This is a genomic window from Vreelandella alkaliphila (genome assembly GCF_016107625.1).
Classification (GTDB): Bacteria; Pseudomonadota; Gammaproteobacteria; order Pseudomonadales; family Halomonadaceae; genus Vreelandella; species Vreelandella alkaliphila.
Window position 1 is genome coordinate 51,774 of record NZ_JABASV010000012.1, and the last position, 21,791, is coordinate 73,564.

The window sequence follows — 21,791 nt, forward strand, 5'->3', positions numbered from 1 at the left end:
TTTCTTGTGCCCTTATAGTTACCTGTGAGGTACAATCTAGGCTCATTTTTACTTTAAGGGTAAATGATGCGCCGCCAGTCTCAATCCTCTCAGCTGCGCGCCTATCTTGAGCGCCACGGCATGGAGCCGCTTAACGACGACCTGCGGTTTCTAGTGGCTGTTTTGCGCATGATCCCAACAGATGCTCATGACTGGCTAACGAGTCACTACGCAGGTAGGTGGCTAACCACGATGGAGCGCACTGATACCGACCATTTGCGCCAAAACTTAGGCCGGAGAGCGGCCAATCAGTGGGTAATTGGCATATTGAAGCGCCGAAAAATAGCGATACCTGATAGCCGGATATTGAAGGAAATCAGGGTCTAATGGCTAGCCGCAAACGCTCAATCATTCATGACTATCGTTGGCAAAAGCTGGCTCTGCGTTACCGGAATAACCGGGTAAAGTTTGCCGTTGAGGTGATGGGCGTTAAGCCCTCGCACCAGCAGCGACGAATCCTGGCAGCGATGGATCGCAAAGGTGCGCGGGTATCCGTATCGTCTGGCCACGGCACGGGCAAGAGCTTCATCGCTGGCACGCTGGCCATGCACACGATGCTTTGCCACGTTAAGCCGGAAATGATCATTACTGCGAACAATATAGATCAGGTTCGCCGCGTCATCTTCAAATACGTGACCGATAGTTGGTCGCAAGTCTGCAAGCGCTTCCCCTGGTTAGCCCGTTACTTCACTGTCACCAGCGAGCTTTTTTACTGCAACGAGTTCAAAAAGAGCTGGTATGTGGCAGGCAAGACCGTGCCCAAAGATAAGCCGGAGGGTATAGCCGGTGCGCACAACAAGAACCTGATTTTCCTAGTCGATGAAGCGTCCGGCGTAGACGATAAAGTGCTGTCGGTTATACGCGGGGCGTTATCTGAGGAAAACAACAAGCTGCTGATGTTCAGCCAGCCAACGCGCAACAGTGGCCACTTCTACGAATCCCACCACAGCCTTAAAAAGCGTGACTTTAACGACATTAACGAGCCTGGTTACGTGTCGTTCATCCTCAATAGCGAGGAAAGCCCGTTCGTAAGCCCGCAAGCGCTTCGCGAGTACGTTAAAAGCTACGGTGGCGTAGATTCCCCTGAATACCAAATCAAGGTTCTAGGGCAGTTCTCAGACCAGCTCGAAGGCTTCCTTATTACGCGCCTGGCTGCCACTCGCGCTCAAGCTGCGCGGGTTGAGCACAAAGGCCCGTGGGGCTATGTCATCGTTGCCGACGTGGGCGGCGGTGTCGAGCGTGACAGCTCGGTTGTTGGGGTGTTTAAGGTTTCTGGCATTACCCAAGAAGAGCGCTGCATCGAGCCGATTGAAGTAAGGGAGATGCCTGGCACCATGACGCCCAAAGCGTTTGGTCGTGAATTGGTGCGAATGGCTGACCACTACCCTAACGCCACTATCGCGATTGATAGTATTGGTATCGGCCTAACTACGGCTCAAGAGGCAGAGGAGCTGGGTGGTAACGTACAGCGCATTATGTGGGGCGTGCCCTGCCATGCGCAGTCACACAAGCGCCGTTTCGGCAATCAGCGGGCCATGGCCTATGTCACGCTCAAAGAGGCGATTATGGAAGAGCGTGTGCGTTTTGACGGCTCTACCAAGGTGATCGAGCAGGCGAGCCGTATACCCTACAAGATCAATGAGCGCGGCCAGTACATGATGCGCACCAAGGAAGAAATGCGCAGCATGGGCATCAAGTCACCCGACTGGGCTGACGTTTACGCGATGGCCATGATTGCAGACATGATTCCTGCGGATACCGTGGCCACGTTAAACAGTGATGCCGAAAACGACTATCTCATGGAGCTGGCGCTCCTGGCTGAGGCCTAAGCTGTAGCGCCCTTCTCTTTCAACCGCTTCACGCGCTCCCGTTCAGCCACAAGGCGGGCTGCGCACTCGTCGTAGGACTCCCCAGGGTTGGCGCGCTTCTCGATAACGCTCATGGGTATGCCGCGTAAGCGCTTTTCGTTGCTGGTGGGCTTATCTTCGTCTGCTGGCTTGCCAGGAGCAGGCACGGCCTTGGGCTTGTCTACCGTGAAGGAGAACGCTAGGTGCGTGACCTTGCGGCCTGTTTTTTGCGGCTCCCATTTGACCGTGATGGGCGCGTGCTCATTAATCTGCTTAACAGACGGCTCAATCACATACCGGCGAAAGTCTTTAAACGCAGGGTACTTGCCTTCAATCCCCAGGCATTGTCGCATCCAGTCGATGCTTACTACCCGTTTTCCGGTGTCCCGCCACTGCATAAGTAGCTCATAAAGGCGTATCGCGTGGGGGCTGTTCATGCTGGCCACGTCTGATAGCGCATACTTCGTAAAGCGCCGTGTTAGCTCGGTAAGGTAGGGAAGAATGTCTTTGCCGAAGCGTAGCGCAAGCGCTCCCTCGCCGTCCTTGTACTCTATCGACTGTATCCAGCGCATAGTGATTTTGCGAGGCTGTCCCGTATTGGGTTGCTCGTAGACCGTCAAGCGTCGATCAAACAGCGACTCGGCTGCTAGCTTCAATTCTTTGTAAGCGCCATCGATGATGCTGTCTGATAAGTCAGCGAAGCGCCTGGCGGTGATCAGGTACTGAATTTCATCCGTGATAGGCTGCGAACGATCTACTTGCGCTATGCACGCCAATATAATTCGTTGCTCGCGCAAATTGAGCCGGTAACTCGCTTCTATTAGGGCGTTAGACTTGACTACATTCTGGCCTTCCAATGCCTGCATGATGGAGCTTTCCTTATGTGTGCTTTTGTTGATACAGCAAGACTAACCCCCAAAAGGGGAAAGGTCAAAAGCCTTCCACCGAGACAAGGTATCTCTCCCCCTTTCAGCAAGGTATCTCTCCCCCTTACCACAAGGTATCCTTCCCCTTTCAACAAGGTATCCTTCCACCTTTCAACCCTAATTACCTTTAAAATACAGATGCTTATAGGGGCTTAAAAGGTTAAAACAAAAGGTACATAAAAGAGTGGTCGCCATAACTGGCTTGAAAAACCACCCCAAAAACACACCTACAGACAGCATCAAATCAAGCAAGGTATCCTTCCACCTTTAAGAGAGCTTGTTGCATGGCCTTATTCCCCACGCCACTGAACAAGGTATTTCTCCCCCTTTAGATGAAGCATGGCTCTTGATCCATGGCGAGTAAGCGAGACAACAAGGTATTACTCCACCTTTAGATTAAGAGCGAGAAATGCTCCCCTGGTAAGCGAATATTCTTATACCGTTATCTTGATGGCTTAAAAAAAGGCTGACCAATCCCACTGGTTCGCGAGGCTGGTCAGCATGAGGTATTTCTGCCTTGCTTACGCTGTGGCTAACTCTTCGTCCAAAACTTCTACTTTCAGCACAAGGTGTGCGCTCGCAGTAAGCTTCACCAGCGCATCAAGACTAAAAGCGCCAACCTTTCCCGCCAGAAGGTTGTTAAGACGTGGCTGGGTGACCCCTAGCCGCTTGGCTGCTTCTTTTTGGCTTAAATCCCAGGAGCGCACACGCTCTACCAGCTTCCTCATTAGCTGAGACCTTAGCCGCATGTTTGCCGCCTCTTCCGGGGAGTCTTCCAGCGCATCCCAAATATCATCAAAGCATTCGTTAGCCATATCAATCTGCCTCTTTAATCATCATTAGCCAGTCCGCCACCCCCTTTCGGGGGCTTTGGTTAAGGGATCAGCTTGTAGCGTTGCTGGCCTTTCTCTATGTCGCCCTTTGCAGTTTTCTGCGTTTTCTTCTGGAATCCGTGGAGTATGTAGACCTTATCTCCCCTGCTGGCCACGTAGAAAACCCTGAAAGCGCCGTCTGTATCCGTGATCCTTATCTCGATCACCCCCTTGCCTACGATCCTCATCGCTTTGAAGTCGTCAGGCATCAAACCATCTTGCACTTTGCCAATTTGATACCCCGCATCACGCTTTGCGTCGGCTGGGAAATTCTTTATTGCCTCTAGCGAGTCTCCCAAAAACTCGACCTTCTTTTTTTCAGCCATTGCGCTTCCCTGGATTGCCGACCTTGAAAGCATTTTATATCGGAACGAGTATAAAGTCTATATCCACGCCGATATATTTTCTCTTTGCTCACGGCTTGATGCGCATAGCGTTATTACGCTAATAAAATTCAAGATAATGAGGATAATGTTGAATTTAAAACGTTCGTTTAAACGTATTATCCGTAATTACATAATATTATGCTTAACGTTAAATAAACCTTATATTGCCTCGTCGTACAAAGGAATTACTGCGTGTACTACTAAGTTTGTAGGACATTTGCCATACCTTGAGTGAAATCAACCAAACATTAGATTTAGCTATAATTTGTGCTTTTCCCTATAACGACTAACGTATAGCATTCCTGACTTCGCGTAACAGCGGGTTGCTGGTGCGCGATTGGATAATAAGGGAGATCAGGGAATATGACGCAAGTAAAGGATCAGTCTACAGCTAACTACAGCAACAGCAGTTTGCAAATCCTGCGCCCGCTGGAGCCTATCAAGGTACGCTCTATCGCGTTTGATGACTGCGTAAACCCGGTACTTCACTGCGAGGAAAGTGTGGAAGCCTTGCAGGCAATATTGGCATTTGAAGATGTGCTTCTCATGAGTTTTAGGCACTACAAGGTGCAGTTAGCCGTAATGATGCGTCGCTTGCGTCGCTACTCTCACTCACTTGCTTGGCGCGCCGACATGGTGCTTAGAGCTATCCATACGCTATCCAGATCGACAGGCTTAATGTGTAACGAGGCGCTTTATAAGTGTAAGCGCTTTCTTATGCTAACTGCGCAACATGACGATGCGCGGTTAGCCTGCCCCGCTGCTGGCTTGTCAGCCATATAGCTAAAATTAAGCAATAACAACAGGCTATAAGCGCCATCCAAATTCCGCATTGCGGCCCATATTTCATTCAATGTAATATCGCATTGAATGAAAAGGAGCCGCTATGCCTCGCAATGCCCAATGGCGCGCCCTGCAACTTTACGGGCGCTCATTTTATCAAGTGCGCAAAGAGTCGGGGTTTAGTGAGTGGGGCTTTTTGGCAAATTTGCCGCGCAACATTAGCTCTGACTCTTTGCATGATGCCGTGATAGAGACACCGTTCCAGTGGCAAGTCTTAGCCATCGCTTACTTTAGTGGAAGTAATGGCTCCTTAATGCGTGGCTGGTGCGAAGTAACGTCACAGCAAGCCTTTAAAGCAAGGGGGCATGCGTTAGTGGCTGTTATGGGAGAGGCGCTTCAAGCGGCAAAGAACCAAGGGGATCAGCAAGATTTATATGAAAGTGCTTTGATAATACGGCCTTTTACGCGCCAGCGCGTAAAGATTGAGCCAATTCTGCAGCGCTACCAAGATACGCTTTCGTTAACTGACGAAGAAGTCAGGGCGTATTCTTATGCCTGGTAAGGAAGAAAACGGTATAACATTCTCACTACAGGATAAATTACCCATGAGAACACCACTGCTCGCAACTGCCATCCTCGCAGGCTCATCTGCCTGGGCTATGGCGCAACCTCAGTCACCAGCAGTGCCTATGACTGATCAGGGACTTCAACAGTTTGTCGCAGCCATGCCAAGCGATGATGTGTTGGCTAGGCGTATTTACGGCGTCATTGAAGACTGTAGTTGCGAGCCAGGCAGCATTGAGGCAGTGAAGGAAATAACTGTCTACCTTGACGGTCTTTTTCATCACCACGGCTACGGCTATGGTGCGACAGTGTACGAATACCTGCAGGCTTACACAGGCACTGGTGATTATAAGTACGAAGGTAGTCGCCTGCTAGAAGCGTCGGGTGTTGGAGAGTTTGCTACGCCGATATTGAACCTAATACAGGCTGGGGAAGGTGATTGGCTGGTGTCTGAATGGCTTATGTCTCAAGCAGATATGGAAGGCGCGCAAGAGCTACTTTCTAGGTAAATCGATTACCTGACAGGTTACATATTGTTACAATGGCCATACCTTCTTAGGGTGGCCATTTTTTATGTCTCAGATAACCGCACAACGCATACTTGCTGTCTCATTGCTGTCAACTGAGCGCGTCAAGCTCCGCTGCGTATATGACGGCTCAATGTTAGTGGTCGCAGGTATGGAGCGCGTCGAGGGTAATGTGTTTACTTGGCGTAAACGCCTGGCGCAAGAAGTAGCCGATGCCGTCGAAAACGGTTGGCAGGTTCTGGTTGAGGAAATGACCGATACGGTTAGCCAGCATGCCACCCCTGTATTGTTCAGTGACCCTCATCCTCAAGAGCTGAGGCCTATGCTGGCCGTAGCGCTGGACTGGTACTTCGCTATGTATAACGCGGGTACTATCCAGTTGCAGCCTGGCACCGAAGTTTGTCGTATCACTGAGTCATCGGTGGACGTGTCTACTGACGAAAAAGGTCGTAACCGCTACAACCTGGACTGGCAGCGCATTAAGGGGCCGCAGCGCGCCATGATGCTTGCTTGCCTTGCCGCTGAGGGGTATCAGCCAATCTCTCCAGACTGGATAGAACAGCTCTATGCGGGCCTGGAAGTTGAAACAATGCCTAGCACCCCTGTGGAGCGCTTTAGCCGCGCCCTGAGTGCCGATGATTTTGCGCGCGAGCGAGCATTGCGGTTAGCGCAAGAAGGTGGCGCTTAATGGCTCTGCCTGATCGCCTCAGCCCTTCCCAACTTACCGATCCGCTAGTACGCGCGCGCCTTTACAGAGATATAAGAAGGCAGACGCCGCGTGTTTCACGCAAGAGCTGGTACAGCTACACCGTAGCACCCGGCGAAGTTCTTATGCCTGAGTTGGTCGCCTATCGTGCGTATCGCAGTAAGCGCTTGAAGTGGGTAGTGCTGGCAGCAGCTGGCATGACTGACTACCGCCTGGCGTTAGAGGGCGGCGAGACTCTACAGCTGCCTAGTCTGGAGTGGCTACGTGATCGCTTGCGCTACTACATGAAGTTAGAAGCGGTCAATGTGACGCCTTCTCCGGTAAGGGCCAAAGCGCCATTGGTCACGACGCTGCCGGAATTAACACTTCCCGACAACCTCAGCGCCAGCGAGGCGCTTCAAGCCGCGCTGACCGCGCTGGCCGAACCTACCCCTCTTGTTTCGCCTGCCGATGAGGTAGGGGATGAATCGCTAAACCGCCAGCGTAATGCTATCGACGCCAAGCTAGCAGCGGTTAAAGAGGCGCTGGCGCATTTGGAGAGGAAATAGCCATGCGCTTCCCCAATACTGGCGACCAGGCACCCGCCAAGGTCATGGATTTTAAAGAGTTTGAGCGTGCCTTTAATACGTTTCGGAAGGATGACAACCGCATTGAGCGCCAGGCAGCCAAGGGAACACTAAGCCCGGCGGCTATTGAGCGTGGCATACGTAGCGGGCTAGGTGCTCAGGTAGACGAAAAGCAGGGAAGCGGCCAATACAGCGCCGACGAGCTAAAAGCCTTTCGTAAGATGATGCAGAAGGCTCAGAAGGAGTTCGAGGGGCGCGGCGCTAAAGGGGTGCCCGTTAAGCAGCTGATTGCAAAGACGACACCCCAGGATGTGAAGCGAGCAAACCAGCAAATTCGCTATGCCAGGCTCTATCAAACGCGCGGTGACATGCTCAAGTTTCAGGTGCCCGCCTCCGGCGAGAACGGATATAACGGCAGCTATCAGGTGCGCATCCGGCTAGATGGCTGGGACGCCATGATGGTGTCAGGCAAGCCGTGGAAGACGGCAGCTAAAGAGGCCGCAACAGGGCGCGTATCCATTGACTGCCAGTGTGGCCGCCATCAGTTTTGGTATCGCTATTTGGCTGGTGTTGGCGGTTATGCCGTCACCCCGCCGCAAGAAAAAGACTTCCCCAAAATCCGCAACCCATCGCTCAAGGGTGCTTGTTGCAAGCACGTTGTGAGAGTGCTGCAAACACTGCAAAGCCCTACGGTTCAAAACGTGCTAGCCGGGGAAATGGAGCGCCAGGCAGACGCTGCCGGGTACGGCAAGGTGGGCAGTCGCTACTTGACTCAAGCTGAGCACGAAAAACTAAAGCGTGCCCGCCCCCGGCAGGCTGATCAGAAGAGTGCCGCAGCGGCTTACCGTGACTACCTAAAAAGTGCCAAGGGCATGAAACAGGCGACCGAAAAAGCGAGGAAAAAAATGGATGCGGAAGAAGAAAACCGAACGCTAAGAGCCAAAGATCGCGTGCGGCAACAGCAGCTAAAAAAGGCCAAAGAGCAAACCGCAGCGCTCAAGCAAGAGGCGAACATGGCGAAGCTGTCGGCACAGCTCAATAAGGCACGCATGGACGCCGTGATGAAGGCGGCGACAAGTGGTAGTGATCCGCAGGCAGCCAGTACGCGCGCGACGCAAGCCTTTGCTGAGTCATGGGCAGGTAGCAACAACACTACCCCGGAAGCCGTAATGGGCATGATTAAGGACAACGGCTTATGATTTTTGAGCGTGCAGCGGGGCTATCTAACGCCGAAGGGCTGGCGGCTGAGAAAAGGGCTAACGAGACAGCTCATCGCAACCCGGCCCGCGCCAGGCTGATTCGTGGCATCGCCAATATCAGGGCGGCACTGCCCGATATAGATAGCTCGGACTACCTCTTTACTGAGCTTGAGCGCATCCACCATATGCGTAACAGCGCCCAAGCGTACCGCGACACCACAGGCAGCCTGGAAGCCCTCAAGGGCAAGGAAACTATCAGCGAGGCCGAATTACGCACCGGCCTGCAGGACATTTTCAGGGCGACCGCCATGGGCGTTGATCCTCGCCAGTTGGAAAAAGACGCCCTGACCATTAAGAGCCTGGCGGGCAAGCAAATGCTGGTTGAGCGCCTTGGTAAATCGCGAGAAACGGTAGACGCCTTGGTAGGCGATAACGCCGAGCGCATCACCACGCTGAGCAATCAAGTAAGTCGCGCCATAGACGGTGTTAAGCAGCGCTATGGCGGCAATTCTGGCGCATCGAAGGCGTTTTTTGCGTCGCTAGAAGACGCACCAGGCACGGTAAGTCGCCGCCCTCAGCAGACGATTAACGCTATGTACAGCCAGTGGCTACGCGACCAGGCCTATGAAACCAGCACTGAATACCGAGAAAGCATAGAGGCCGCTGAGCGCATCGGGCTAGCGGTGATTGAACAGGCAAAGACGGCGAGCGGCTATAGCAAGCGTGATGGGGCCATTCTGGCGGCCAAGCATGTAGGCAGCGGCAAAGGCTTGCGCGGTGTCACCAGTCGCGCTAACTGGAGCGCAGGTCAGTATGACGCTGATATGGTCGAGCTTATGCAGGTGGTGGGTAAGACGCTACCCAAGGGTGCGCGCATCGAGATAGGCAGCAAGGCCGATGTAGAAAAGGCAACCGGCTATCGCTATAGCACGGGGCGCGGGCGATCCTTTCAGACCGAAGGGCGCGAACCAGGTATCGGTAGCGTTAAAAAGACTTACATTTGCCTGTCGGGCAGTGTCGATAAGCGCGTACTGTTTCACGAGATGGGCCACGCGATTGAATCCGTCAATCCCGCCGTCAATTCCATGGTCAGCGTGTGGCTGAAAGCGCGCATCGAAGGCAAGCAGCCTGACTCGCTGCGCCGCTTGACGGGTATACGCACCTACAAGAATAGAGAAATAGCGGTGAAGGACGGCTTTATCGACGCCTACGTGGGCAAGGTGTACGAGCCCATCCAGGGCATCCAGTGCAATGAAGTGCTGGCGATGGGCCTTGAACGCCTGGCCAATCCAATGGCCGCTGCACAGCTGGCCGCCCAAGACCCTGACCACCTGGCCTTGATTTTGGCCGCGCTAAAAGTGGAGTACCAGCCATGAATATCGTGCTAACCGTGCATCCTGGTAAACCTGATGCTTTCACGGTGGCGCTAGTGTCCGATGGCCCCGAAGGCGTGGCCAGTATTGGTGCCGATGACGATGGTTTTATAGGTGCCATCGCCGCCGCCTGTAGCTACCTATCCGGCCTTGACGGCAAGACGGTCACGTTTGGCAGCAATGCCACCGTGGCCGACCTGGCTATCGTCATTGGCAAGTACCACAACGGCGATATTGAAGTCACGGCGGGCCGCCTTCCCCCTGCCCTGCTGGATGACCCGATGACCGACGACGAACAACAGAGTGACAACCAATGAGCTTTCGCCCCGCTAACCAGCATCGTCCAGCGACGGATCAACTGACCCAAGACTTTAACGCCATGATTGGCCAGCACCCTATGGCGTTTGACGTGGTGGTGTTTCCGGTAGCTGGTGAGAAAGAGGATGTAACCGCGCCCGCGATGGAGGACGTGGTGGGCAGCCTAGAAAGCGACGAGCGCCAGCTTTCCTATGGCGATCCGTTTATCACGCTGGCGCTAGAGCCGCAGCACAGCATTGAGGCCCATGGCATGCTCAGCAGTGGCATGGGCTACGGCGTAGAGCAAGACGGCGGTGACGCCTGGCGGCTGCTCATCCAGCAAGGCCCGGTGCCTAAGCGCTCGGTAGTGGCTTACGTGATGGATACTGGGCAAGGGTTGGCACTGCAAACGCTTTACGTGATGGGCGCTAAGTCGATTGGCCGCCGCGCGCCCGCAGGTTACGTGTACGAGCTAATCCCTTACCTGGGCGGCATGCAGCCGTTAAGCGCCCTGCCCAATACAGACCCTAGCGTAAGCGACATTATCAACCAGTTGGATACCCTACTGTCGTTTGACGGCAAAGCCACGTCAATGGAGCCGGTGCTGCCCAGCGATGACAGCAAGATCGAAGCCCTAAAAGCCGATATTGATGGCCTGCGTTACACCTACCAATCAATCGAGGCGAAGACCACTCACGTCATTGAGCACGGACTAGATAGCATGTTTGTACAGACAGACGTGTGGATTATGGACGATGACGGAAAATTCTATCGCGACGTGGTAAGCGTTCAGGAAACCAGCCCCATGAAGCTGACGGTAACGACGGCCGTCCCCGCGAATATCAAGGTGATCGTTAAAAAGGGGGAAAGCTTCTAAAAAATTACCTGGTAGGAAAAACTTTCTCACCTAAAGTTACATGATGTTACAATGCAGGAAAACCAGACCGTACAGGTAACGCATGGCACTTTTACGCGACACGCTCACTGGCATTATCAGCGCTTTTAACCGCGCTCACTTGCTGCGTGAGCTGTCGTTGACGGTTGCTAGCTTTAACGGCAAGGCCGAGTTTCGACTTGCCGATCACCTCCCTGCAGGTGCGCACAGCGTTGTCGTAAGTAGCGTGTCTGTTAGCAATGATAATGCTGATCTGCGTTGGCACATTGCCAGTGGATACCTTCATGCCTCGCTAAGCTCAAAAGGCCGGCACTACTCCCCGCAGCCATGGGATGCCTTGGCACGACCTGTAACCCTATCGGTCGTTGCGGCGTATGTACCCCCACCGCTTGATGTTCCTGATCTTGATTTAGATGGCTTGCACCATTTCGGCGTTTCACTACCGGCCGAGCTTGAGCATGTAGTGAACCACGGCATGGGCAAGACGCGCTTTATCGAGCGCATTACGGACAACGAGGGTCGCGCCCAATTTGCAAGCGTGGAGGCGCTGGACGCCAACCATGTGCGCGTCACTCTGGTGGAAGCGTTGCCGGTGCGACTGGATATGATTTTTATGCCGGATAACGCCGGTCTAGGAGCAAGTTAATGTCACGTTTTCCGCGCATGCACGGCATGACCTTGGCGGCTGGAGGATTTATTGAAAACCTCCGCGCTGAGCGGCTAACAGCAGACCCGACTGATTTAAGCGCTGGGCGAATTTGGTACAACGAAACAGAAAAGGCGCTCAAATTCACGTCGCTGGATTCGTCAGGAGGCATTGTTCTTCACGCGATTGCCGATGAAGCGCAGCTAGCCGCCCTGGCAGGCCGTTTGTCGTCAGTCGAGCAGACCTACGCTTCTACTGAGTTTGTGGAAGCCAAGATCGCGGCGTTAGGCGATGCGCTTGAGTATGTGGGCAGTGTAACGCCAGGCGTAGATGAAGCTAACGCCTTAGACCTCGCTGCTCTGGGCAACACCAGCACTGGCGCGTATTACAAGGCCGATCAAAAAGGCTATGTGCGCGTGGGTGCAGGCGATCCCTTCTTTGTTAACCGTAAAGATGGGCTGCTGTTCAATGGCGCTGGTGGTGTTGATGTTCAAGACAACACCAACTCGGAGGTAGACGGCACTGACGACTACGTTCTGGTCACAGGTTCAACGGATACGGGCTTTACGGTTGATCTTGCGCCAGCGCTCAAAGCGCGTATTGCAGACCTTGAGGCTGGCTTAGCGAACGTTGCTGGGCGAGTCGAGGCGTTAGAGCAAGGTGCCAGTAGCGTCTTGTCTGCGATAAATGCTCAGCGTTTCGTTTATCAGTCTTCTGCAGCTGCGGTTGAGCACTTGGTCGATCACGACTTAAACAGCTTGTTCGTAGCGGTCGATGTGTGGACGGAAGGTGGCGACGGCAAATACCGCAAAGACATTGTAGATATTGAAGAGACCAACGCCAGCCGAGTCACTGTGCGCCTAACGGAATCTGCAAAGATCAAGGTTGTTGTGCAAGTTATGGAGGCTGTGTAAGTGACGGCCACCACGACAGTACGTGCCAATCTCGCGCTCCAGGGAGGGCTTCAGCTGCAAGAAGCGGCTGACTTCCCTGGCAACGCAAAGGCGGGCGCTACCTGTTTCCTTGGCGGCGTACTGTACGTGCGTGGCGATGTGGGTGGCCGACTAGCTTGGTTTCCTGTGAACGCGCCACAGCGGCGCTACGTGCATGCGCAAGGCGCTAGCGGGCGCGTATGGGAAGTCAATCACGGCCTTTCTGGCGATAGCGTTGCCGTGCTGGCATACGACCCTGATGGCAATGTACTGCCTGCAACTGTGGTCAATAGCGGCGGCATGGCTAGCGTTGATGTAGGTAGCCCTCGCACCGGCTATGCCGTGGCCTTTGGCCTGGCATTTGCTACGCCGGATCAGGGAGCAAAAGCCGATAGCGCTGTGCAGCCTGGTGATTTAGCTGACTACGCAACATCGCAAAATGCATCACTTGAGAAATATATCTCACTCAATGATTTCGACGACGGCCCTTCTGCCCGAAGTGGCTTTAGAACCTACGTTAGGGATGGTGTTTGGCATTTTAATGGTGACACAAACGCGCCTGGCGATATTGGCATTGCAATCGGCGGTAATGCGGTCTGGCACGCGGGTAACGATGGAAAAGGATCGGGGTTAGACGCTGACTTGTTAGATGGAAAGCATGCCAGTGAATTTTCTAGCGCTGGTCATAAGCATGCAGCTAGTGAAATAACGGGGCTTGGTGACGCGGCAACAATGAGCGCTGCGTCTATTCGCTCTGGCACGACCAAGCAAGACGTTGGATTACCTAACGTAAAAGATGTGTCGTTTAACTGGAACTGGGGCACCACGCCAACCCATTTTTGGGGGTCGGAAGGCAGCTCTACAGATCAGTATGTTTACGCGCCAGAGGCTGTGAAAGCCGGACTAGGGCTTTCCAAAGTGCGCAACGTAGCCAGCTATAGCCGGGAAGAAGCCGATAGTAACTTCTCGCGCGCTGATCACAACCATGATGGTCATCACGCCAAGAAAGCTGAGTTCGAAGAGGCGCTGGTGCGCTTAACTGAAGCGTTCAACAGAGGTGCCGACGATGTGGCGAACACTGTTATTAATGATTAATGATTATTCACGACACCTTTGAGGAGGTAGCGCTAATGAGCTTAGAGCAAATAGGTGGCTTGGTTGATGCCGCCAACCGGCTTACTAATGAAGTTTCAGAAAAACTGTCAGCAATTGACGAAAAAGTAAAACAGGCTACCGATTCCGTGCCTGGCGCTATGAGGGCGCTGTCTCAGCAGACTTTTTATATTGACGCTGAGTACGGGAATGATAGTGGTGATGGGACAGAGGCAGATCCTATCAAATCAATCAACGAAATTAACGGGCGCGCTGTAAACGGGTCTGAAATTAGGGTCTTTTTGAAAGCTGGACAAGTCCATTACGTTAATGGCTTTGGCTTTTCGCTATCTACTGGGATGGTAGGCTTTTACCGTTGGGGTGAGGCTGGATCTCCAAACCCTGAGATAATTTTCACTCCTATTTATCAGCAAGTTGACAATATTTACCGTGGTTATGTTGTTGCATTATCAACGGGCAACATCTTGTTTCGTTATTGCAACCTTACTACGGAATTCGATTCTTCTCTTGGCGAGATGAGTTCGCAATCCTCGTTCGTAGGGTATACGAACAGCGCCATATCTGTCTTGGTTCACAATGGTCGAATAAGGCTAAAGAATGTGCCTCTAACGGCTGTCTATAGCGGCTATTCAGGGCGCGACCTTTATCTTTCTACGGTTACGGTTGAAAAGGTAGCCGGGGCTGATTCAGTTTCTAAGCTGGTTCGTAATCGCAACGGCACTAATCACACTCTAAAACTCGATGTGTACGATGTTGTATTGCGTGACGGGCTAACGTGGGGCGATCTGGTTGACTTCTACCCAGATGGTCGCAACATTCTTAGCAACCTTGACCTTACGGTCTTGTCGGGGGAGTAGTTATGATTATTGGTCGCTTAAATCATGGTGGAAGCACTCACTGGAATGTTGACACCGAGACAACTGAAATCCCATTTGACGCGATTCTCAGTGGAGTGCAATTGAGTTTTGAGCGGGATATCGATAATGCTGCTGGTGCTGCCCGCGCAGCTTTCGTATCGCCAGGTTCTTATATTGACCAGGAATACCTTCTGGCCAAACAGGAAGCTAGCGAGTGGCTGGCCAACGGTAAAGATGAAAGTTCTGTTCCGGCTAGCGTAGCCGACCACGTTGCGATGACAGGTCAAACAACTGAAGAAGCTGCTAACGAAATTGTTGCCACGGCTGAACAGTGGGAGCAAGCACTTTCTGCTATCCGCTCTCTGCGCCTGGCAGGCAAGACGGCAGTTCGTCAGTCGGAAACCGTGGAGGCGAAAGAGGCCGCCGCGCAGAATGCCATCACCCAGCTAAAGGCGTTTCGCCCACAGTAAGTAGGCTTTCCGCTTAACGGTTACAAACTGTTACAATACCCTCAGCGCTTTATGCCTGGGGGTATTTTTATGTCTGACTATTCAGTGATACAAGCTGTAGATTTTGGCTTTGGCCAGCTCCTTGCACGCATTTACAGCGAGGGTTTTGATAGCGGCCCCCAAAACTGGCGTCAGTTATTGAAGCGTCCGCCGCAGCTCAAGGTGTTTCGCGGGGATTTTGACGAGCCTCATGCGGCAGTTAGGTCTATCGAGTCCGCTGCAATTGCCAAGCAGGTATCAGATTGGGTATCTAGCAACCGCCCTTCCCTCCCGCTGGTGTTGTATGGGAGAAAGCCTAATGTGCGCACCATCGATGCCGAGGCTGCTGACTACCAGCATGACGTTGTGGCCACGACTGATAGTGGTCAAACGGTGCGCCTCTCGTTCGCCATGATGGTAGTAGAGTACCGGTTGACACTGATGGCCTGGGATAAGCCCACGCTGGACGCAATGCAATTGGCATGGGTGTTTCACGTTAGCAACGTCGCTAAGCGTGGCCACAAATTTGACCTTTCGTATGAGATTGATGGCGAGCCGTTAGAAGACATTATTGCTGAGATTATCGACCCTAAGACCTCAGAGTTTGACGATGTTAGCGTGCCTACAAAGGAGGGGCGACTGCACGCAGTGAGCTTGCCAGTGCGCATACGCGCTTATGCTATCCAGGGGGCGAAGGTGGCTGTTCCTGATCAGATGCGTTGGCAGCTAGAACTCTCTATGTGTGAGGGCTGCTGATGCAAATGCCTTTAGTTCAGCGCCTAATGGTCAATGGCCAGGCGCTCGACATTAGTCTGTTTCATAAGGTGGCTTATGTTGAAGTGCTCGACCTTTCCGGGCCTCGACTGCTGTTGCAGGCTACGGACTCTGAACGAGTCCTTAGAGATGACTTTGGCGTGATAGAGGGTGCGTTGCTTGCTGCTGAGTTGGATGATACTGGCCTGGGCGGGGGCTTGAGCATTAGTGAAGCGTTCGTCATCAAGACGGTGGATAGCGACGCCAATGACAATCTATCGATTGAGTGCATGGCAGCGCCGGTTGACGCACTAAAAACGCCCGCTAAGTCAGCTATGTTCCTGAATATTAAGTCAATGCAGGAGTTGCTGTCCGAAGCAACTGGCCTGGCGCTGGATGTTGGCAACTTTCCTCTTGTCGATGCCTGGCATTTACTCCCAGGAGAGCGGCCTAGCAAAGCACTGCGCCAGCTCGCGCGGGAGTTTGGTGCCGCGCTTTGGTACAGCCGGGGAATCCTGCACATGCACCCCCTGGATGACCTGTGGAGTAAGCCCGTTGTTAAGACGCTGCACCATGACGATCCCCGCAAGCCTCGCTTGGACATGATTGATGACTACGCCCTCACTTACCGATCAGGAATGATCGAAGACCGCGTAAAGCGCGGGTATGGCGGCTGGACGATGACTGAGGGGGTAATCGGTGGTGGCGCAGAGTTTGAAGCCACGCCGCACCATCGCAGCGATGTATTAGGCAATCTCTCTAAGACGCCGATCCCAGCCATCGACCTGCTGCTGTATGGACAGGGGGTGCTAAAGCCCCGTGACAGGCTTGAGCTAAAATTCCACCGCAGTCGAGAAGGCTGCCCCTTCGATGAATCTATACCGCCTGAAATCATGATTCATACGGTGTCAAGCCAGCAGGAGAAAGACCAGTACCGCACGCGCATTAAGGGAGTGATACTGAATGGATGATCAGAAGCTGACGTTCAGTGGCCACAAGCAAATGGCTGAGTATCGAGCGCGCGTGGTCAGCACCCTAGACCCCAGGGGGTTATTGAGAGTCAAAGTGCGCGTGCCCGGCTGGTGGGACGGCGTGCCTGACAAAGACTTGCCCTGGGCTGAGTACCGTTTCAATGATTCGCGCCAGCGCGGCGGCAACTTCATGCCTGCAGAAGTGGGGGATTGGGTCTGGCTGGACTTCCCTAACGGCGATACCCGCTACCCCAGGATTACCGGCTGGTGCCACTTCGCCCCGGAAGGCAAGCCGCATGCACCACATGAAGCCTGGCTAGGCCCAGACAAGATTGTGCATAGCATCGATAAGCACTTTGGCGAGCCAGAGCCGGTGGAGCCGGTATACCACAAGAGCCAGGTCATGGAGAAGCACGGTGTCGTGGTGGAGATAAACCCGGATGGTGAAGTGCTATTAACTCAGCGTAATACGGGCACGGCAGTGCGTATTACAAAAGAGGGGGATTTGACCCTGCATAGCCAAAAAGCCATGTACTCATCTAGCTCAGAAGAAACCTATCAACATACTGGCAAGAACTGGGAGCTAGATGTTGGTCAGGACATGAAGCTCAATGTGGCGGGGGATATAGATATAACTGCGGGCGGAGACATGAAGTTAAAAGCATCAATGATTTATCTTAATTAAGGAGGGTTTTAGGTGGCTGGCGAAACGCACATATTGCAGCTGGAGAGCGCTGACAGCGCCGCACTAGCAAGGCAGGCTGAAGCCGCTGAAAGGCAGGCTGAAGCACTTGAGAGCCTGGCTGAAACAGCTGTCGCGGCGGTTGAAAATTTAACGGCTATTGCGACCCAGTTTCAGCGTTGGAACGATATTGCTTCCGACCGCGACCGGGGTGTTTACATGAACCCAAATATGAAAGAAGACCGCTATAAAGACCATAGCGAGTCTGTTAGTCGGGCCGCTTTTGACGTGTCAATGGAAGAAACAAACAAAGTCGAGGCGGTTAAAAGCCGAATGAGAAACCCTGTTGATTGGTCAATTTAGGAGACAATTATGCCAGCAGTTCATCGCCATACGGATGTATGCTCCGGTCACGGCAGCTTCCCCCCTCGACCGAACGCCAGCGCCTCTGGAAATGTAAAGATAAATGGATTGGGCGCGCATCGAGTGGGAGATTCTTGGATGCCGCATTGCGGCAGCTCTACGTGCCATGGGGGAACGTCAGTGTCGGGTAGTGGTAGCGTTTTTGTAAACGGCAGAGCAATTACCCGCGTTTCTGATGCCGTTGATTGCGGGTCAACGGCTGCCACGGGGAGTCCTAACGTTTTCGCGAACTAATGTAATGGTAAACCTGGAAAAACTGTAAGTACGACGCCTGCATTTATGTGGGCGTTTTTTATGGCCCAAGCATTACCCTTTGCGTATTTTTTACCCTAAAAGTAATTTTGCTGTGAACCGGCACCCTATTTTGTGTAAAATTGTGTAACGGATAGTTTTATCAGGTAATTCGCCACCGTGTCGGTGGTTCCACAGATTAGCGGAGACGGTATGAGTTCTCAGTCCAATTACATGCAGCGACTAAGCGATATCAACAGCGGTGCCAGGGCCATGACGAATGCGGTAATTACTCCGCAGATGGATGGCGAACAATTTATCGGTGAAGCGGCCGAGCGCAACAGTCAGCTAGAACAGGCGGTTTCCGGCTCTATCTTTGAAGCCTTCGGTGAAAGCGCGCCGATGATTCTGGCCACCCAGGCAAACGCCGTTCGTGCATTCAAAAAGAAAACCGGACGCATGCCGAGCGCGGAAGTGCTCGCGTCTTCGCATAAAGCACTGGAAAACCTGGCAATCCTGGCAGGAGGTAAAGGCCCGGAAGGGATCATGGAAAGCGTTGGCCCTATGAGCACGTCAGAAGGTCAAATCTTGCGCGACCACATGGCCGCCTTGGTGCTTCCGATCCAGCTGAACACCATCACTAATGACATGGTGACTTCGGTTCCGGCCAATTTTGATCGTACTGAAATTTTCCGTGTTGAGCGTATTGCAGGCAACACATTTGGCGACTTGAAGAAAGGCGATGTTATCGACCAGTTCTTCCGTGGCCAGTACAGCTCAATGGATCAGCGCAAAGCGCTGGGCGTGGGCGACGGTAGCAAAACAAGCTTTACTCACGCTGTAGGCATGCCGATTCGCAAGTCTGGCGCTAACATGAGCGGCTATGTTGTGGTCTATCTTGACCGCAACCAAGTGGCTGTCGATGACGGCCGTGGCAACATTTTTGGCAACGGTGTGACGGGTAGTGTCAATTATGAAACCGGCGAGATTGCTGTCAACTTCGCTACAGCCCCCGCAAGCGGTTTGGAAATACACGTCGGCTATGACGTATCGATTGAAAAAGACCCTTCACTGATCCCGAGCGTTGACCATGATATTCAGTCCTGGGTAATTGTGCCCCATGAGTCTGCTATCAGCGGTCAAACTACCGTGCAGGCACTTTTCCAGGCGCGTCGTGAGTTTGGGCTAGATATGTCCAGCATGACTGTGACCGCTATGCGCAACATTCTGTCAGCTGATAAAGACCGTAAGCGACTTAATGATATGTGGTTTTTTGCCAATGGAACAACCACTTGGGATATGACTGTACCCAGCGCGTTGGCGTATCACGAACACTACGAATCACTGCGCGAAGTGCTTATGAACATTAGCACCGAGCTGATGATGAGCACCAAGATTTCCGGCCTTAGAGGTCTGGTCGCCGGTCGGGGTGCCGCCAATGTTTTCAAGTCGCTGCGCGCGCCCTATTTTGAGGTTTCACCAGGCTACAAGGAAATTCCACAGCCGCACTATGTCGGCCGTTTGTTCGGCATGTACGACCTCTACTGCGATCCAGCAGCAGAGCAATGGGAAACCTTGTGTTTTGCTAAGGGAGATAACCACGGCGATTCAGGTTATGTGGCGGCTGATGCTATTACAGCTGTGCCATTCAAGCACCCGGTAGGCGCTGATCTGCGACACCGCGATACGCTGTACGAGCTGGCTTACCGCACTATGCATCCGTACAACGGTCGCGCCTGGTTCCGCAAACTCAAGTTCACCACGTCCTAACCATCTTCACTCTCCCCCCCTGGTCACCAGGGGGCTGATGACTAGCTAAAACCAAGGTGAACCCTATGAGCCAGACCCTTACGATCACCAACCCTACTAGCGGCAGCGTGGACTATGTAAGTCGCGATTGCCGGATTACTGTGCCGACCGGCGATAGCACGCACATCGTTTCCGAGGATGCGGCGAAGCGCATTACTGCGGTTTTCAAAAAGCACCACCCACTGCTAGAGGTAACGGCTCTTCAAAAAGCCGAGGCAGGTGCGCCGGAAGCTGCTGAGGATGAGGCACCTAAAGCCCCCGCTAAGCAAAAGGCTGCGTCGCGCCGAAAGGCTGACACGGCAGATGCTACTACTAAGAATGAGGCCAGCGCCGAATGAGTATGATTAAGAGCACTATCACCAACGCGGCTGACATTACGATTCTCACTCTGATTGACAATACTTACCGCACGATTCGCGGTAACAACAGTATTGCAGCTTGTGTTGTCGAAGCCCCGAAAGGCCCAGTGGGTCGCGTGCTGAATGTGCATGGCGAAAATTGGCGCGATATTTTGGGCAAGCCCTTCCATGCGCGTGAAGGCATCAAGTCCGAAGGCTTGCGTCACTTGAATGAAGCGGCCGAGGCGTGCGAAAGCGTGCAAGTCGTTCGAGTAGTGGCCGAAGACGCCGAGTTTCCATCCATTGGGTTTAACTCTACCGGCGCTGCTGAGCCAATCACTAAGTCATCCCACAAATACGGCACAACCGTTGAGTCGGATACTGGTGTTGCGATCACTGTCTACCCCAAGGACGGCGACCCATCCACTAAGCGAAAAATCAGCATTACTAATGTTGATACGGAAAAAGAGCGAATCACCCTTGAGGTGACTGAGCAGGATTCATTAGGGGCTGACCAGTTAGTAGAACGCCTGACATTCAGCTTCGACCCAGACGCGGTAGACGATATGGGCGCACCTGCTTATGTAGAGTCCGTGTTTGAAAACTTTTCGACCCGCCTGGATGTTTCCGTTGGCCCTGATGCCAGCATTGCCGACTTTGCCGTCACCGGCCCCGAAGCCTTTGAAGGCGGCACCAACGGCGGCGTGCCGACGACGGAAGACTACAAAAAGGCTTGGAATGCGTTTCGTGACATGCGCGTTGATCTTAATTTCATGTTTGCCGCTGGCAACTATGACGTGGACGTGCTTGCCAACTGCATTGAAATTGCAGAGGGCCGTCATGCTCAATTTTTCTTTGATGCACCGGCTCAGCTGGGTAACGACGCAGCAGTAAATTGGTTGAGCAACGCAGCTCTGCAATCCCGTCAAGCAAACTGTTATCACGGCGCGTTTAGCTTCCAAGACCCCTTCTATGGTGGTCGCGCCGTTTGGGGCTACTCAGGTGCTGTAGCGGCCGCGCGTGCCCGTGGTAACGCCAATTTCGCAGGCAATGTGCCCGGCGTTCATTATGCTGCGGCTGGCACTAAACGGGGCGGTATTAATCGCCGTGGTGCCCGTGCCCTGTATGCCACTGATCCGCTGGATAAAGATGCGTTTTACACCGCGCGTATCAACCCTATCTTGGCAAACGAGACCGGCCCTGGCGTTGTTATTGGCGATGACCTGGCGATTCACTTTCAGGAAAACTACAGCCGTTTTGGTTGGGTCAACAGCATCACTAATTACATTGTCCATCGGTTTATGCAAGCTGCGGCGTTTGCCAAGTTTGAGCCGGACGGCCTGACTCGCGACATCCTGACCGACCTCACCACAGAAATGATGGAAGAGCTTGTGACGGCGGGTGCCCTGGTTAGACCGCGCGATGATGCAAATGGTGGTAACCGGCCTTACGTCATCAAGGTTGAACAAGTCGAAATTGATTTGTGGAAAGTTACCTGGGAAGTCTGCCCGACCGGCGCTGCTCGCCGTATCGCGGGTCAGCCCAAGCTGATTAAGTAAGGAAGTCAA

At 53.2% G+C, this 21,791-nt stretch carries 27 protein-coding genes; 24 read left to right on the forward strand and 3 right to left on the reverse strand.

The genetic code is table 11. The annotated features are described in order from the left end of the window. Nucleotides 1–66: 66 nt before the first annotated feature. Entirely contained in the window at nucleotides 67–366 is a 300-nt protein-coding gene (locus JFC11_RS16055; RefSeq protein ID WP_198350022.1) for a hypothetical protein, read from the forward strand. After that, the gene (locus JFC11_RS16060; RefSeq protein ID WP_198350023.1) at nucleotides 366–1,868 is read left to right on the forward strand and encodes a hypothetical protein; all 1,503 of its coding nucleotides are present in this window, start codon (nucleotides 366–368) and stop codon (nucleotides 1,866–1,868) included. Before JFC11_RS16055 ends, JFC11_RS16060 begins: the two co-directional genes overlap by 1 nt. Here JFC11_RS16060 and JFC11_RS16065 read toward each other — a convergent pair. The 3 genes from JFC11_RS16065 to JFC11_RS16075 form a co-directional block, all read right to left on the reverse strand. After that, nucleotides 1,865–2,752 carry a RepB family plasmid replication initiator protein gene (locus JFC11_RS16065; RefSeq protein ID WP_198350024.1) on the reverse strand — a complete coding sequence of 296 codons (888 nt, stop codon included), beginning with the start codon at nucleotides 2,750–2,752 and terminating at the stop codon, nucleotides 1,865–1,867. The two genes, JFC11_RS16060 and JFC11_RS16065, sit on opposite strands and share 4 nt — an antisense overlap. A gap of 581 nt (nucleotides 2,753–3,333) precedes the next feature. Continuing rightward, nucleotides 3,334–3,627 (reverse strand): helix-turn-helix domain-containing protein, encoded by a 294-nt coding sequence (locus JFC11_RS16070; protein WP_198350025.1) that lies wholly within the window; start codon nucleotides 3,625–3,627, stop codon nucleotides 3,334–3,336. Between the two features lie 59 nt (nucleotides 3,628–3,686). Beyond that, nucleotides 3,687–4,010, reverse strand: coding sequence for a type II toxin-antitoxin system RelE/ParE family toxin (locus JFC11_RS16075; RefSeq protein WP_198350026.1), 324 nt, complete (start codon nucleotides 4,008–4,010; stop codon nucleotides 3,687–3,689). A gap of 423 nt (nucleotides 4,011–4,433) precedes the next feature. Here JFC11_RS16075 and JFC11_RS16080 point away from each other — a divergent pair, with 423 nt between their 5' ends. The 22 genes from JFC11_RS16080 (at nucleotide 4,434) to JFC11_RS16185 (ending at nucleotide 21,782) form a co-directional block, all read left to right on the forward strand. Beyond that, nucleotides 4,434–4,853, forward strand: coding sequence for a hypothetical protein (locus JFC11_RS16080; protein ID WP_198350027.1), 420 nt, complete (start codon nucleotides 4,434–4,436; stop codon nucleotides 4,851–4,853). A gap of 103 nt (nucleotides 4,854–4,956) precedes the next feature. Beyond that, the gene (locus tag JFC11_RS16085; protein ID WP_198350028.1) at nucleotides 4,957–5,415 is read left to right on the forward strand and encodes a hypothetical protein; all 459 of its coding nucleotides are present in this window, start codon (nucleotides 4,957–4,959) and stop codon (nucleotides 5,413–5,415) included. Between the two features lie 43 nt (nucleotides 5,416–5,458). Then, entirely contained in the window at nucleotides 5,459–5,926 is a 468-nt protein-coding gene (locus JFC11_RS16090; RefSeq protein WP_198350029.1) for a hypothetical protein, read from the forward strand. Between the two features lie 64 nt (nucleotides 5,927–5,990). Then, a complete protein-coding gene (locus JFC11_RS16095; RefSeq protein WP_198350030.1) occupies nucleotides 5,991–6,632 on the forward strand; it encodes a hypothetical protein in 642 nt (213 codons plus the stop codon). After that, a complete protein-coding gene (locus tag JFC11_RS16100; protein ID WP_198350031.1) occupies nucleotides 6,632–7,198 on the forward strand; it encodes a hypothetical protein in 567 nt (188 codons plus the stop codon). Before JFC11_RS16095 ends, JFC11_RS16100 begins: the two co-directional genes overlap by 1 nt. Before the next feature lie 2 nt (nucleotides 7,199–7,200). Then, the gene (locus JFC11_RS16105) at nucleotides 7,201–8,415 is read left to right on the forward strand and encodes a hypothetical protein (protein ID WP_198350032.1); all 1,215 of its coding nucleotides are present in this window, start codon (nucleotides 7,201–7,203) and stop codon (nucleotides 8,413–8,415) included. After that, nucleotides 8,412–9,791: a hypothetical protein gene (locus JFC11_RS16110; RefSeq protein ID WP_198350033.1), complete on the forward strand. Its 1,380-nt coding sequence runs from the start codon at nucleotides 8,412–8,414 to the stop codon at nucleotides 9,789–9,791. Before JFC11_RS16105 ends, JFC11_RS16110 begins: the two co-directional genes overlap by 4 nt. After that, the gene (locus JFC11_RS16115; protein WP_198350034.1) at nucleotides 9,788–10,105 is read left to right on the forward strand and encodes a hypothetical protein; all 318 of its coding nucleotides are present in this window, start codon (nucleotides 9,788–9,790) and stop codon (nucleotides 10,103–10,105) included. Before JFC11_RS16110 ends, JFC11_RS16115 begins: the two co-directional genes overlap by 4 nt. Further along, a complete protein-coding gene (locus JFC11_RS16120) occupies nucleotides 10,102–10,962 on the forward strand; it encodes a hypothetical protein (RefSeq protein WP_198350035.1) in 861 nt (286 codons plus the stop codon). Before JFC11_RS16115 ends, JFC11_RS16120 begins: the two co-directional genes overlap by 4 nt. Nucleotides 10,963–11,044: 82 nt before the next feature. Continuing rightward, nucleotides 11,045–11,626 carry a hypothetical protein gene (locus JFC11_RS16125; RefSeq protein WP_198350036.1) on the forward strand — a complete coding sequence of 194 codons (582 nt, stop codon included), beginning with the start codon at nucleotides 11,045–11,047 and terminating at the stop codon, nucleotides 11,624–11,626. Then, nucleotides 11,626–12,540: a hypothetical protein gene (locus JFC11_RS16130; RefSeq protein ID WP_198350037.1), complete on the forward strand. Its 915-nt coding sequence runs from the start codon at nucleotides 11,626–11,628 to the stop codon at nucleotides 12,538–12,540. Before JFC11_RS16125 ends, JFC11_RS16130 begins: the two co-directional genes overlap by 1 nt. Beyond that, nucleotides 12,541–13,653, forward strand: a complete 1,113-nt coding sequence (locus tag JFC11_RS16135; protein WP_198350038.1) for a hypothetical protein — start codon at nucleotides 12,541–12,543, stop codon at nucleotides 13,651–13,653. A 35-nt stretch (nucleotides 13,654–13,688) separates the two neighbouring features. Continuing rightward, nucleotides 13,689–14,528, forward strand: a complete 840-nt coding sequence (locus JFC11_RS16140) for a hypothetical protein (protein ID WP_198350039.1) — start codon at nucleotides 13,689–13,691, stop codon at nucleotides 14,526–14,528. Nucleotides 14,529–14,530: 2 nt separating this feature from the next. Continuing rightward, on the forward strand, nucleotides 14,531–14,998 hold the full coding sequence (locus JFC11_RS16145) for a hypothetical protein (protein WP_198350040.1): 468 nt from the start codon (nucleotides 14,531–14,533) through the stop codon (nucleotides 14,996–14,998). 69 nt (nucleotides 14,999–15,067) lie between these two features. Beyond that, nucleotides 15,068–15,772, forward strand: coding sequence for a hypothetical protein (locus JFC11_RS16150; RefSeq protein ID WP_198350041.1), 705 nt, complete (start codon nucleotides 15,068–15,070; stop codon nucleotides 15,770–15,772). Beyond that, complete coding sequence (locus tag JFC11_RS16155) at nucleotides 15,772–16,740, forward strand: hypothetical protein (protein WP_198350042.1); 969 nt, start codon at nucleotides 15,772–15,774, stop codon at nucleotides 16,738–16,740. Before JFC11_RS16150 ends, JFC11_RS16155 begins: the two co-directional genes overlap by 1 nt. Next, nucleotides 16,733–17,425, forward strand: coding sequence for a phage baseplate assembly protein V (locus JFC11_RS16160; RefSeq protein ID WP_198350043.1), 693 nt, complete (start codon nucleotides 16,733–16,735; stop codon nucleotides 17,423–17,425). Before JFC11_RS16155 ends, JFC11_RS16160 begins: the two co-directional genes overlap by 8 nt. 12 nt (nucleotides 17,426–17,437) lie before the next feature. Further along, entirely contained in the window at nucleotides 17,438–17,785 is a 348-nt protein-coding gene (locus JFC11_RS16165; protein ID WP_198350044.1) for a hypothetical protein, read from the forward strand. Nucleotides 17,786–17,923: 138 nt separating this feature from the next. After that, nucleotides 17,924–18,079, forward strand: coding sequence for a PAAR domain-containing protein (locus tag JFC11_RS19030; RefSeq protein ID WP_232482943.1), 156 nt, complete (start codon nucleotides 17,924–17,926; stop codon nucleotides 18,077–18,079). A gap of 210 nt (nucleotides 18,080–18,289) precedes the next feature. Then, nucleotides 18,290–19,846: a hypothetical protein gene (locus JFC11_RS16175; protein ID WP_198350046.1), complete on the forward strand. Its 1,557-nt coding sequence runs from the start codon at nucleotides 18,290–18,292 to the stop codon at nucleotides 19,844–19,846. Between the two features lie 65 nt (nucleotides 19,847–19,911). After that, on the forward strand, nucleotides 19,912–20,223 hold the full coding sequence (locus JFC11_RS16180) for a hypothetical protein (protein ID WP_198350047.1): 312 nt from the start codon (nucleotides 19,912–19,914) through the stop codon (nucleotides 20,221–20,223). Next, complete coding sequence (locus JFC11_RS16185) at nucleotides 20,220–21,782, forward strand: hypothetical protein (protein WP_198350048.1); 1,563 nt, start codon at nucleotides 20,220–20,222, stop codon at nucleotides 21,780–21,782. The genes JFC11_RS16180 and JFC11_RS16185 overlap by 4 nt, the downstream gene beginning before the upstream one ends. The last annotated feature ends 9 nt before the right edge of the window (nucleotides 21,783–21,791 follow it).